This is a genomic window from Nocardioides nematodiphilus, from assembly GCF_020216525.1.
Classification (GTDB): domain Bacteria; phylum Actinomycetota; class Actinomycetes; order Propionibacteriales; family Nocardioidaceae; genus Nocardioides; species Nocardioides nematodiphilus.
Window position 1 is genome coordinate 67206 of record NZ_JAIWOY010000003.1, and the last position, 12337, is coordinate 79542.

11 protein-coding genes are annotated in these 12337 nt (G+C 70.2%); 10 read left to right on the forward strand and 1 reads right to left on the reverse strand.

Annotated elements, in window-relative coordinates:
* Positions 1 to 195: 195 nt before the first annotated feature.
* The 7 genes from KSO98_RS06345 to KSO98_RS06375 all read left to right on the forward strand — a co-directional run bounded on the left by KSO98_RS06345 (position 196) and on the right by KSO98_RS06375 (position 8546).
* On the forward strand, positions 196 to 624 hold the full coding sequence (locus KSO98_RS06345; RefSeq protein WP_225284234.1) for a TraR/DksA family transcriptional regulator: 429 nt from the start codon (positions 196 to 198) through the stop codon (positions 622 to 624).
* 44 nt (positions 625 to 668) lie between these two features.
* Complete coding sequence (locus KSO98_RS06350; RefSeq protein WP_225284235.1) at positions 669 to 1163, forward strand: signal peptidase II; 495 nt, start codon at positions 669 to 671, stop codon at positions 1161 to 1163.
* On the forward strand, positions 1156 to 2085 hold the full coding sequence (locus KSO98_RS06355) for an RluA family pseudouridine synthase (RefSeq protein ID WP_225284236.1): 930 nt from the start codon (positions 1156 to 1158) through the stop codon (positions 2083 to 2085). The genes KSO98_RS06350 and KSO98_RS06355 overlap by 8 nt, the downstream gene beginning before the upstream one ends.
* Positions 2086 to 2132: 47 nt before the next feature.
* Entirely contained in the window at positions 2133 to 2600 is a 468-nt protein-coding gene (locus tag KSO98_RS06360) for a GNAT family N-acetyltransferase (protein ID WP_225284237.1), read from the forward strand.
* Between the two features lie 61 nt (positions 2601 to 2661).
* On the forward strand, positions 2662 to 6225 hold the full coding sequence (gene dnaE, locus KSO98_RS06365) for a DNA polymerase III subunit alpha (RefSeq protein WP_225284238.1): 3564 nt from the start codon (positions 2662 to 2664) through the stop codon (positions 6223 to 6225).
* Positions 6210 to 6779 carry a hypothetical protein gene (locus KSO98_RS06370; RefSeq protein WP_225284239.1) on the forward strand — a complete coding sequence of 190 codons (570 nt, stop codon included), beginning with the start codon at positions 6210 to 6212 and terminating at the stop codon, positions 6777 to 6779. The genes dnaE and KSO98_RS06370 overlap by 16 nt, the downstream gene beginning before the upstream one ends.
* Positions 6780 to 6788: 9 nt before the next feature.
* A complete protein-coding gene (locus KSO98_RS06375) occupies positions 6789 to 8546 on the forward strand; it encodes a DUF3352 domain-containing protein (RefSeq protein WP_225284241.1) in 1758 nt (585 codons plus the stop codon).
* Positions 8547 to 8580: 34 nt separating this feature from the next.
* Here KSO98_RS06375 and KSO98_RS06380 read toward each other — a convergent pair whose 3' ends face one another.
* Entirely contained in the window at positions 8581 to 9246 is a 666-nt protein-coding gene (locus KSO98_RS06380; RefSeq protein ID WP_225284243.1) for an LON peptidase substrate-binding domain-containing protein, read from the reverse strand.
* Positions 9247 to 9318: 72 nt separating this feature from the next.
* Here KSO98_RS06380 and hisD point away from each other — a divergent pair, with 72 nt between their 5' ends.
* From hisD to hisB, 3 genes are read left to right on the forward strand one after another with little or no spacing between them, the layout of a single operon-like run.
* Positions 9319 to 10632: a histidinol dehydrogenase gene (gene hisD / locus KSO98_RS06385; RefSeq protein WP_225284244.1), complete on the forward strand. Its 1314-nt coding sequence runs from the start codon at positions 9319 to 9321 to the stop codon at positions 10630 to 10632.
* Positions 10629 to 11720 carry a histidinol-phosphate transaminase gene (locus tag KSO98_RS06390; RefSeq protein ID WP_225284246.1) on the forward strand — a complete coding sequence of 364 codons (1092 nt, stop codon included), beginning with the start codon at positions 10629 to 10631 and terminating at the stop codon, positions 11718 to 11720. Before hisD ends, KSO98_RS06390 begins: the two co-directional genes overlap by 4 nt.
* Positions 11717 to 12337: an imidazoleglycerol-phosphate dehydratase HisB gene (gene hisB / locus KSO98_RS06395; RefSeq protein WP_225284247.1), complete on the forward strand. Its 621-nt coding sequence runs from the start codon at positions 11717 to 11719 to the stop codon at positions 12335 to 12337. Before KSO98_RS06390 ends, hisB begins: the two co-directional genes overlap by 4 nt.

Sequence of the window (12337 nt, forward strand, 5' to 3'; positions counted from 1 at the left end):
CGCGTCCGTGCTCCGCGCGGCCCCCCCCTGGCGAGGGCGCCGCCCCGTCGCCGTTTCCCCAGTCGGTACACCTAAGAATTCCGCCCAATCAGGTGTAGCCCACGCTCGCGTGGGAAGGGTCGGAATACGAAATACGCCCCGAGGGTTGTCGGCATCCGCAACACTGTCGCAGTCCCTCCTAGGAAAGTGAGCGTCGTGGCGAAGAAGGCAACATCCGTCAAGCCGTCTGCGGACACCCTGGTGGTCAAGGAGGGCGAGGAGCCCTGGACCCCCGCCGAGCTCGACGAGCTCATCGAGGAGCTCACCTCCACCCAGGCGCACAGCCTGGAGGTCCTCGAGGCCGCCGAGGCCGAGCTCAACGGCCTCATGAAGGACTCGGGGGACGGGGCCGGTCAGGACCAGGCCGACGTCGGCGCGACCAGCTTCGAGCGTGACCACGAGCTGACGGTGGTCAACAGCGAGCGCGACAAGCTCCTCCAGATCGAGCGCGCCCTCACGCGCATCGAGAACGGCACCTACGGCGTCTGCGAGTCCTGCGGCCAGCCGGTCGGCAAGATGCGGCTGATGGCGTTCCCGCGTGCGACGCTGTGCATGACATGCAAGACGCGAGAAGAGCGACGCTGAGCGACGCGGCACCCCAGGTCCACCGGTCAGGCCCGAGCACGACGTTGCGGCTGCTGTTCGCAGTCGTCGCGCTCGCGGCCTATGCCGTCGATCAGGTCACCAAGGCGCTGGCGGCGGCCCACCTGACGCCCGGCGAGCCGCGGGACCTGCTGGGGTCGCTGCTGCGGCTCAACCTGACCCGCAACCCTGGGGCGGCGTTCAGCACCGGGACCGGCCACACCGTCCTGTTCACCCTGCTCGCGATCGTCGCGCTGGTCGTGACGACCTGGTTCGCCCTGCGGTCGGGCACCCGGCTGTGGTCGGTCGCGCTCGGGATCCTGGCGGCCGGCATCGCGGGCAACCTGACGGACCGGATCCTGCGGGCGCCGCAGGGCTTCAGCGGCCATGTCGTGGACTTCCTGGAGCTGCCGCACTGGCCGATCTTCAACGTCGCCGACATCTGCATCAACGTCGCGGCTCTCCTGATCCTCGTCCTGGCCTGGCGCGGCGTGCGCCTCGACGGCCGACCGGCCGCCACGAAGGCCGCTGACGATGAGTGACCAGCGCACCCTGTTCGTGCCCGACGGGCTCGAGGGGGAGCGGCTGGACGCGGCGATGGCGCGGCTCTTCGGGGTCTCGCGCACCCGCGCCGCCGAGCTCATCTCGGAGGGGTACGTCACCCTCGACGGACGTCCGGCGATGAAGTCCGACCGGGTCGCTGCCGGCTCGATGCTGGACGCGACCATCCCCGTCGAGCGCGATCCGCTGGAGATCAAGGCCGAGCTGGTCGAAGGGATCGGGATCGTCTACGACGACGACGCGATCGTGGTGATCGACAAGCCGGTCGGCGTCGCGGTGCACCCCTCGCCGGGTTGGACCGGAGCGACCGTCGTGGGCCACCTGCGTGCCGCCGGGTTCCGGATCTCGACCTCGGGCGCCACCGAGCGCGAGGGCATCGTCCAGCGCCTCGACGTCGGCACCACCGGCCTGATGGTCATCGCGAAGCAGGAGCACGCGTACTCGGTGCTCAAGCAGGCCTTCCGCGACCGGACGCCGCACAAGGTCTACCACGCGCTGGTCCAGGGCCACCCGGATCCGCTGGAGGGCACGATCGACGCCCCGATCGCGCGCAACCCCAAGTACGACCACAAGTTCTGCGTGCGCGCCGACGGCCGGCCGTCCATCACGCACTACCAGACGCTCGAGGCGCATCGGTTCGCCTCGCTGCTGGAGATCCACCTCGAGACGGGCCGTACGCACCAGATCCGCGTGCACATGAGCGCCACCAAGCACCCGTGCGTCGGCGACCTCACCTACGGCGCCGACCCGACCCTCGCCAAGCGCACCGGTCTGCTGCGGCAGTGGCTGCACGCGCACCGGCTCGGCTTCGAGCACCCGGAGACGGGGGAGTACGTCGAGTTCGAGTCGCCCTACCCCGCCGACCTCGCGCACGCGCTCGAGGTCATCCGCGACGAGCACTGACGCCGGGCCATGGGTCCGTCGCGGGGCGAGTGATGGGTCAGTCGCCCGTGAGTGACGGATCCGTCCTGCGGCCGGCCGAGGCCGGGGAGGCTGCGAGCCTCGCCGCCATCCAGGTCGCGGCCCGCGCGGCCGCGCCGATGCCGGCCAACGTCCACCCCGCGGCCGAGATCTCGGCGTTCCTGGCCTCGCGGCTGGGCCAGGACGAGGTGTGGGTGGCCGAGGTCGATGGCGAGGCCGTCGCCTATGCCCGCTTCACCGCCACCTGGCTCGACGACCTGTACGTCCTGCCCGCGCACCAGGGGAGCGGTCTCGGCGGTGCGCTGCTCGACCTGGTGCTCTCCCTGCGCCAGGACGGTGTCGGGCTCTACGTCTTCGAGACCAACGTGCCCGCGCGGCGCTTCTACGAGGCCCGTGGCTTCGTGGTCACGGCGCGCTCCGACGGCTCGGAGAACGAGGAGCGGCGACCCGACCTGCGGATGGAGTGGGGCGTCCGTTCTGTCGGTGGCCTCGGGTAGGCTGAGGCCCTTCCCTGCAGGCCTCGGTCTGCCGTGCCCGGATCAACCCTGAGGGGAGCGTATGAGCGACTCGTTCGTCCATCTCCACGTCCACACCGAGTACTCGATGCTGGACGGTGCCTCGCTCCTCGACGGACTGTTCGAGCGCACCAGCACCCTCGAGATGCCGGCGATCGCGATGACCGACCACGGCAACCTGCACGGTGCGTACGACTTCTACTCCAAGGCGAAGAAGTACGGCGTCAAGCCGATCATCGGCATCGAGGCCTACCTCACGCCCGGCACGCACCGCACCGAGCGCAAGCGGATCCGCTGGGGCAAGGGCGACCAGTCCGAGGAGGGCGGCGACGACGTCTCGGGTGGCGGCTCGTACACCCACATGACGATGTGGGCCGAGAGCACCGAGGGGATGCACAACCTCTTCCGGCTCTCCTCGAAGGCCTCCATGGAGGGCTACTACTTCAAGCCCCGCATGGACAAGGAGCTTCTCCAGACCTACAGCAAGGGCCTGATCGTCTCCACCGGCTGCCCCTCGGGCGCCATCCAGACCCGGCTGCGCCTGGGGCAGTGGGACGAGGCCGTCCGCGAGGCCGGCGAGCTGCAGGACATCTTCGGGCGCGACAACGTCTTCCTCGAGCTGATGGACCACGGCATCTCGATCGAGAAGCGGGTCCGCGACGACCTGCTCAAGCTCGGTCGCGAGATGGGCATCAGGCCGATCGCGACCAACGACTCGCACTACAACAACCCCGAGGACGCCAGCGCCCAGGAGGCGCTGCTGTGCGTCAACTCCGGCAGCCGGCTCTCCGAGCCGACCTATGCCCAGGGCGGCAAGCGGTTCGCCTTCGAGGGCACCGGCTACTACATCAAGTCCGCTGCGGAGATGCGTGAGCTGTGGGGCTCCCAGGACCTCATGGAGGCCTGCGACAACACCCTGCTCATCGCCGAGCGCTGCAACGTCGAGTTCACCGAGTCGACCGGTGGCTACATGGCGCGCGCCGACATCCCGGCCGGCGAGACCGAGGAGTCGTGGCTGCGCAAGGAGGTCTTCCGGGGCCTCGAGTTCCGCTACCCGGGCGACAAGCTCACCCAGGAGGTCAAGGACCGGGCGGAGTTCGAGCTCGAGATCATCACGCAGAAGGGCTACTGCGGCTACTTCCTCGTGGTCGCCGACTTCATCCAGTGGTCGAAGAACAACGGCATCCGGGTCGGCCCGGGCCGTGGCTCGGGCGCCGGCTCGCTGGCCGCGTACGCGCTGAAGATCACCGACCTGTGTCCGCTGGAGCACGGCCTGTTCTTCGAGCGGTTCCTCAACCCTGAGCGACCCTCGATGCCCGACTTCGACATCGACTTCGACGACCACCGCCGCGGCGAGGTCATCCAGTACGTCACCGAGAAGTACGGCGCCGAGCGCGTCGCCCAGATCGCCACCTTCGGCCGGATCAAGGCCAAGCAGGCGATCAAGGACGCCGCCCGCATCCTCGACCACGGCTTCGCCATCGGAGACCGGATCACCAAGGCCCTGCCCGCCGACGTGATGGGCAAGGGCGTCCCGCTCAAGGAGCTCTTCAACCCCGAGCACAAGCGCTACGGCGAGGGCGGCGAGTTCCGCGCGCTGCACGACTCCGACCCCGAGGTCCGCCGGATCTACGAGGTCGCGATCGGCCTCGAGGGCCAGATCCGCCAGACCGGCGTCCACGCCGCTGGCGTCATCATGTCGAGCGAGCCGCTGCTCGACGTCGTCCCGCTGATGGACCCGAAGCAGGACGGCGCCATCATCACCCAGTTCGAGTACCCCATGTGTGAGGCGCTCGGCCTGGTCAAGATGGACTTCCTGGGCCTGTCCAACCTGCACACGCTCGAGGACGCGGTCGCCAACATCAAGGCGAACCGTGGCGAGGACCTGATCCTCGAGGAGCTGCCGTTCGACGACAAGGCCACCTACGAGCTGATGGGGCGCGGCGACACGCTCGGCGTCTTCCAGCTCGATGGTGGCGGCATGCGCCAGCTGCTGCGCCTGATGCAGCCCGACCAGTTCGCCGACATCACCGCCGTCTCCGCGCTCTACCGCCCGGGCCCGATGGGTGCCGACTCCCACACCAACTACGCCCTGCGCAAGAACGGGCGCCAGGAGATCGACTACATCCACCCGGCGCTCTCGGACGCGCTGCAGGAGGTGTTGGGGGAGACCTACGGCCTGATCGTCTATCAGGAGCAGGTGATGGCGATCGCCCAGGTGCTCGCCGGGTTCTCCCTGGGCGCCGCAGACAACATGCGTCGCGCCATGGGCAAGAAGAAGAAGGAGGAGCTCGACAAGCAGTACGCCGGCTTCGAGGCCGGCATGCTCGAGCGCGGCTACCCCAAGGACTCGGTCAAGGTCCTGTGGGACATCCTCGTCCCCTTCGCCGACTACGCCTTCAACAAGTCGCACTCCGCGGCGTACGGCGTCGTCACGTACTGGACCGCCTACCTCAAGGCCAATTACCCGACCGAGTACATGGCGGCGCTCCTGACTTCGGTCAAGGACAACAAGGACAAGATGGCGATCTACCTCGGCGAGTGCCGGCGGATGAAGATCGCGGTCCTGCCGCCCGACGTCAACGAGTCGGCGCACAACTTCACCGCCGTCGGCAACGACATCCGCTTCGGCCTCACCGCCGTGCGCAACGTCGGCTGGAACGTCGTGGACGGCATCGTCGCGGCGCGCGAGGAGAAGGGCCGCTACGAGGACTTCAACGACTTCCTCTCCAAGGTCCCGCAGCCGGTCTGCAACAAGCGCACCATCGAGTCGCTGATCAAGGCCGGTGCCTTCGACGACATGAAGCACAAGCGGCGCGCGCTGGTCACGGTGCACGAGTCCGCGGTGGACCAGTTCGTCGACATCAAGCGCAACGAGGCGATCGGCCAGGACTCGCTCTTCGGGGGACTCGACGAGGACATGGGCGGCTCGTTCGGCTCCTCGGTGACGATCCCCGACATCGACGAGTGGGACAAGATGACCCTGCTCGGCCACGAGCGGGAGATGCTCGGCCTCTACGTCTCCGACCACCCGCTGCTCGGCCTCGAGCACGTCCTGGTCAACAACTCCGACTGCTCCATCGGCCAGCTCCTCGCCGATGAGGACCGGCCGCACAACAGCAGCATCCAGGTCACCGGTCTGGTCACCGCCGTGCAGCGCCGGATCACCAAGAAGGGCGACCCCTGGGCGACGGTGACGATCGAGGACCTCGACGGTGCCATCGAGGCGCTCTTCTTCCCGAGCAGCTACGTCCTGGTCGCCCCGCACCTGGGCGAGGACGCGATCATCACGGTCAAGGGCCAGCTCTCCCGCGACAAGGAGCAGCCGGAGATCCGCGGGCAGGAGGTCAGCGTCCCCGACGTCACCGACGGGCCCAGCGGCCCGGTCGTCGTGAGCCTGCCCTCGACCCGATGCACGCCGCAGGTCGTGGCCTCGCTGCGCGACGTCCTGTCGTCCCACCCGGGCAGCACGGAGGTGCGGCTACGGTTGCTGACGCGGGAGTCGACGCGCGTGCTCCGGCTCGACGACCGGCTGCGCGTCACGCCGAGCTCCGCGCTGTTCGCCGACCTGAAGCACCTGTTGGGACCGGGATGTCTGACCAGCTGATCGCCGCTGCGGAGGCCCGCGTGGAGCGCGGCGCGCTGCGCCAGGCCGCGGTGATCGTCGCGATCTTCGCGATCGCCGGCGTGCTCTGCGGTCTGCTGTGGGAGGCGCTGTGGACCCCCGCGCAGGGCGGCGTCATCAAGCACGTCTGGTACCCCGTGTCCTGGTACGCCTGGCAGGACACGTTCTTCGCCGCCTCCGCCTGGTACATCGTGGTCGGGGCGGTCGCCGGCCTGCTCCTCGGCGCACTCGCCGCGTGGCGGTTCGACCGCGCGGAGATGGTCAGCCTGGCAGCGGTGGTCGTCGGAGGACTCGTCGCCGCCCTCCTGATGCGGCTGGTCGGAATGCACCGTGGCCCCGGCGACCCCCAGGCGGCCGCGAAGACGGCGGCTGACGGCGTCACCCTGCCGAGTGAGTTCACCGCGCCGAGCTGGTGGCTGCTCCTCGTCTTCCCGGGGAGCGCGCTGGCCTCGCTCGGGCTCTACTTCATGACCGTCGCCAAGCGTGGCGCGAGCGGTCCGGAGAACACGACGGCTCAGCCGCCGCCGGCTGAGTAGTCTGAAGACATGCCCGACTACGGTACGCCGCCACCGCCCTCCGACACCGTCACCCTCGGTGGCGGGGCGTGGCAGGACCCGCGTGAGCCACGCCGTGGTCGGACCTGGTGGTACGTCGGAGGCGGAGCCGCGGTCGCGATCGCGCTGGTGGTGGGCGGCACCGTCTTCGCGGCATCGCAGCTCAACGACGATCGCGCGCCCGGCGCGGCCGCGGGACTGCCGTCCGACACGCTCGCCTACGCCGGGATCGACCTCGACCCGAGCATGGGGCAGAAGATCGCGGCCATCCAGGCGCTGCGCAAGTTCCCCGCGTTCACCGGGGACCTCAAGATCGACCCCTCCACCGACCTGCGCAAGCTCATGCTGGACGACCTGCTCCAGGGTCCGGCCTGCAAGGACCTGTCCTGGGACGACGACGTGAAGCCGTGGCTCGGCACCGACATCGCTGCAGCGATCGTGCCGACCGTGAGCGGTGGTCCGCAGCCGGTGACGGTCCTCAAGGTCACTGATGAGTCGGCGGCCACCAAGAGCCTCCCGGCGCTGCTCAGCTGCGCTCACGGGCCGCAGGGACTGTCGGTCGCCCACGGCTGGGCAGTCGTCGCCAAGAACACCGCGATCGCGCAGAGCGTCAGCAACCAGTCGGCGAGCAACGCCCTCGCCGACGACGGCGACTTCAAGACCTGGACCGAGCGCACCGGCGACCCGGGGGTCGCCACCTTCTACGCCTCGCCCGCCGCCGGCAAGACGCTCGCCAGCTCCCTCGACTCGCTCGCGATGCTCGGCATGAGCCCCTTCGCCTTCAGCTCGGGCAGCGGCGCCTCCAGCAGCGCGAGCGGCGCCGCGGCTCCGGCCGCGCACGTCACCTCGGCGGCGAAGACCCTCGAGCCGCCGACGGACCCGTTCGCCGCGCTCGGGGCGGTCTGCCCCCACGCGATGAGCGGCAAGGGGATGGGCGACCAGACCCCGCTCAGCGGCGGGCAGATGGATCTCTACAAGGCGCAGATGCGCAAGCTCCAGGGCGCTGCCGCGACGCTGCGCTTCGCCCGCAGCGGCTTCGAGCTGGAGACCGCCTCAGGGGTGGAGGGCGCCACGCCCAGCAGCGGCACGTCGGGCCTGGCCACCCTGCCGAAGGACACCGCGGTCGCGTTCGGCTTCGGCGGCGCCCGCGACTGGATCACCTCCGTCACCGACGCGTTCGCCCAGGGCTTCGTCCAGGAGTGCGGGGGCACCCCGGAGAAGCTGTGGCAGACGGTCTCCACGATCTCGGGCCTGAGCCTGCCGGGCGACCTGCACACCCTCTTCGACGGCGGCGTCACCCTCTCGCTCTCCGGGTCGACCGACCCCGAGAAGCTGACCAACGGCGGCCCGGGCGACCTGCCCGCCGGCATCAAGCTCACGGGCGATCCCGACGCGATCGCCTCCGTGCTCGGCAAGATCACGCTGCCCGGTGTCCAGGAGATCCTGGCGACCACGAAGGGCGACGGCGTCCTGGCCGTCGGGCCCAACGCGGACTACCGCGATCAGCTGCTCAAGAACGGCGGGCTCGGTGACTCCGCCGACTTCAAGGACGTCGTCCCGCAGGCCGACAAGGCACCCACGGCGCTCTTCGTCTCCTTCGCCAACCTGCAGCCGATCCTGACGAGCGCCGCGGCCGAGGTCCCGCGCGACGTCCAGGAGAACCTCGCGCACCTGGGCGCCTTCGGTCAGAGCACCTGGGTCGGCGACGACGGGATCGGCCACGGGCTGATCCGGCTCAGCACGAAGTAGGCGAGGGTTCCGGCCGCGAAGCGGCCGGAACGGCTCAGTTCGGCGACCAGCGGTTGCGGGCCACGTCGGTGGCCGGCAGCGACGGGATCACGTTCATCGCGCGCAGCTCGCTGCGCAGCAGGTCGGTGACCAGGATCAGGCGCTCCTCGGCGTCCCCGGCCTCCAGCAGCCCCTGACGCTCGGCCATCGGCAGGGGAGCGCAGGCCGCCAGCGCCCACGACAGGTACTCGGGGTCGCGCGGCAGCGAGCCCTCGTACGGGTCTTCGCGGAACTCGGTGAGCGCCAGCCGGTAGGCGGAGAACGTCGCCCGAGCGCGCTCGACGACGTGATCGTCCGCAACGACCGCCGGCTCGGCCAGATCCTGGATCTCGCCCACGGGGAAGGGGCCCCGGCCGTCGAGGGCATCCATCTGGATGCGCTCGATGCCGACCGCCTCGATGTCGTAGCTGCCGTCGGGGTTGAGCTCGACCTCGGTGAGCTGCATCCGGACGCCGATGCGGAAGAGCGACTGTGCCCCGTGCGAGCCGACCTCGTACCCCTCCCGGATCGCGACGGTGCCGAAGGTCCGCTCCGCCGGGTCCTCGATGCCGAGCAGGTGCTCCACGAGTGCGCGGTAGCGCTCCTCGAAGACGTGCAGCGGTACGGTCACCCCGGGGAAGAGGACCGTGTTCAGCGGGAACATCGGCAGCGTCTCGGACACGTGACCAACCTAGTAGTCCGCGAGAAACAACCGTGCGGCGACCACGCGTGGCGTCCCCGTAGAATTGCGCCCATGATCCGCCGCATCGACCTCCGGGGAGCCCAGGACACGGGCCCCGGCGCCTCCCCCATGGACTACCGCGCCGCCGTGCCGCGCGCAGAGTTCGACATCGCGGCGGCGACCCATGCCGTGCAACCGATCCTCGACGACATCCGCACCCGCGGGGTCGAGGCGATCCTGGAGTACGGCCAGAAGTTCGACGGCGTCCGTCTCGACGACATCCGGGTGCCGCGAGAGGCCATGACCACGGCCCTCGCCGAGCTCGACCCGGCGATCCGGGCGGGCCTCGAGGAGTCGATCACCCGGCTGCGCGCCACCTGCCGCAACGAGCTCGAGACCGACGCGGTCACCGAGCTCGGCCCCGGTGCGCGGGTGACCCACCGCAAGGTGCCGGTCGGCCGCGTCGGGCTCTACGTCCCCGGCGGCCTCGCGCCGCTGGTCTCCAGCGTGCTGATGAACACCGTGCCGGCGCAGGTCGCGGGCGTGCAGTCGATCTCCCTGGCCTCGCCGCCGCAGAAGGAGTTCGGCGGCCTGCCGCACCCCTCGATCCTGGCCGCTTGCGAGCTCCTCGGCGTCGAGGAGGTCTACGCCGTCGGCGGCGCCCAGGCGATCGCCATGTTCGCGTACGGCGTCGGTCCCTGCGCCAAGGTCGACCTGGTCACCGGGCCGGGCAACATCTACGTCGTCACCGCCAAGCGCCTGCTCAAGGGCGAGGTCGGCATCGACTCCGAGGCCGGCCCGACCGAGATCGCGATCCTCGCCGACCACACCGCCGAGGCCGCGTACGTCGCCGCCGACCTGATCTCCCAGGCCGAGCACGACCCGCTGGCCGCCTCGGTGCTGGTCACGGACTCGCTCACCCTGGCCGACGACGTCGAGCAGGAGCTGGAGAAGCAGGTCGCCGCGACCAAGCACCAGGAGCGCATCCGCACCTCGCTGGCCGGCGCCCAGTCCGGCATCGTGCTGGTCGACGACGTCGACCAGGGCATCGACGTGGTCAACGCCTACGCCGCCGAGCACCTCGAGATCCACACCCAGAACGCGCTCGTCGACGCCGGCCGGATCCGCAACGCCGGCGCGATCTTCGTCGGCCCGTTCGCGCCGGTCAGCCTCGGCGACTACTGCGCCGGCTCCAACCACGTGCTGCCGACCGGCGGCTGCGCCTGCCACAGCTCGGGCCTGTCCGTGCGCGCCTTCACCAAGTCCGTGCACGTCATCGACTACTCCCGCGAGGGCCTCGAGGCCGTCAAGGACCACGTCGTCACCCTCGCCCACGCCGAGGACCTGCCGGGCCACGGCGCCGCGGTGTCGGTGAGGTTCGCGTGAGCTGGCCCCCGATCCGTGCGGAGCTCGCCGGCATCGAGCCCTACGGCGCCCCCCAGCTCGACGTGCCCGTCCAGCTCAACGTCAACGAGAACCCGTACGGGCCCTCCGAGGCGTGTCTCGATGACATCGCCTCGTCGGTCCGCGAGGCCGCGCGCACGCTCAACCGCTACCCGGACCGCGAGTTCGTCGAGCTGCGTGCCGGGCTCGCCGCCTACCTGACGCGCGACTCCGGAGACGCGCCGATCACGCCGGAGATGGTGTGGGCGGCCAACGGCTCCAACGAGGTCATGCTGCAGCTGCTCCAGGCGTTCGGCGGCCCGGGTCGCACGGCGGTGAGCTTCGCTCCGACGTACTCGATGTACCCGGAGTACGCCCGCGACACCAACACCGAGTGGGTCGCCGGGACGCGTGAGAGCGACTTCTCCCTGGATCTGGAGAAGGCGCGCGCGCTGATCGAGGAGGTCCGGCCCAGCGTCGTGCTGCTGCCCAGCCCCAACAACCCGACCGGCACCGCGCTCGACCCGGCCTCCATCGGCGCCTTGTCCGCGGCCGTCGGCGACACCGGGATCCTGGTCGTCGACGAGGCGTACGGCGAGTTCCGTCGCGCCGGCGTCCCGAGTGCGCTGGAGTCCCTGGCCACGCACCGCAACCTGGTCGTCACCCGCACGATGTCGAAGGCGTTCGCCGGTGCCGGGCTGCGGCTCGGCTACGTGGCCGCCGACCCGGCGATCTGCGACGCGATCCGGGTCGTCCGGCTCCCGTACCACCTCTCGGCGGTGACCCAGGCGACCGCGCTGGCCGCGCTGCGCCACACCGACGAGCTGCTCGGCAACGTCGACGCGCTGCGCGCGGAGCGCGACGCGACGGTGAGCTGGCTGCGCGAGCAGGGCTTCACCGTCGCCGAGAGCGATGCCAACTACGCCCTCTTCGGCATGTTCCCCGATCGCCAGGCGGTCTGGCAGGGTCTGCTCGAGCACGGCGTGCTGATCCGCGAGACCGGCCCCGACGGCTGGCTGCGGGTCTCGATCGGCACCCCTGCCGAGATGGACGCATTCAAGAAGGCCCTACTGGAGGTCACCGCCCGATGAGGAACACCACCGCCCGTACCGCCCGCATCGAGCGCAAGACGTCGGAGTCGACCGTCATCGTCGAGGTCAACCTCGACGGCACCGGCCAGCACGACATCTCCACCGGCGTGGGGTTCTACGACCACATGCTGACCGCGCTCGCGCGCCACGCCCTGCTCGACCTGACGGTGAGGTCCGAGGGCGACGTGCACATCGACGCCCACCACACCGTCGAGGACACCGCGATCGTCCTCGGCCAGGCGCTGCGCGAGGCGCTCGGGGACAAGAAGGGCACCCGCCGCTTCGGTGACGCGACCGTGCCGCTCGACGAGGCGCTGGTCCAGGCCGTCGTCGACATCTCCGGTCGCCCCTACTGCGTGCACACCGGCGAGCCCGAGGGCCAGCAGTACGTCCAGCTCGGCGGCTCCGGCGTCTCGTACCTGGGCTCGCTGACCCAGCACGTCTTCGAGTCGATCGCCTTCCACGCCCACCTGGCGCTGCACGTCCGCGTGCTGGCGGGGCGCGAGCCGCACCACATCGTCGAGACGCAGTTCAAGGCGTTCGCCCGGGCCTTCCGCGACGCGATCGCGCTCGACCCGCGCGAGACCGGCATCCCGTCCACGAAGGGTGTCATCTGA

What these genes read in the sequence shown, in the direction of transcription:
- KSO98_RS06355 (WP_225284236.1), top strand. Translation starts at nt 1,156, where the DNA reads ATGAGTGACCAGCGCACCCTGTTCGTGCCCGACGGGCTCGAGGGGGAG.
- dnaE (WP_225284238.1), top strand. Translation starts at nt 2,662, where the DNA reads ATGAGCGACTCGTTCGTCCATCTCCACGTCCACACCGAGTACTCGATG.
- KSO98_RS06370 (WP_225284239.1), top strand. Translation starts at nt 6,210, where the DNA reads ATGTCTGACCAGCTGATCGCCGCTGCGGAGGCCCGCGTGGAGCGCGGC.
- KSO98_RS06375 (WP_225284241.1), top strand. Translation starts at nt 6,789, where the DNA reads ATGCCCGACTACGGTACGCCGCCACCGCCCTCCGACACCGTCACCCTC.
- hisD (WP_225284244.1), top strand. Translation starts at nt 9,319, where the DNA reads ATGATCCGCCGCATCGACCTCCGGGGAGCCCAGGACACGGGCCCCGGC.
- hisB (WP_225284247.1), top strand. Translation starts at nt 11,717, where the DNA reads ATGAGGAACACCACCGCCCGTACCGCCCGCATCGAGCGCAAGACGTCG.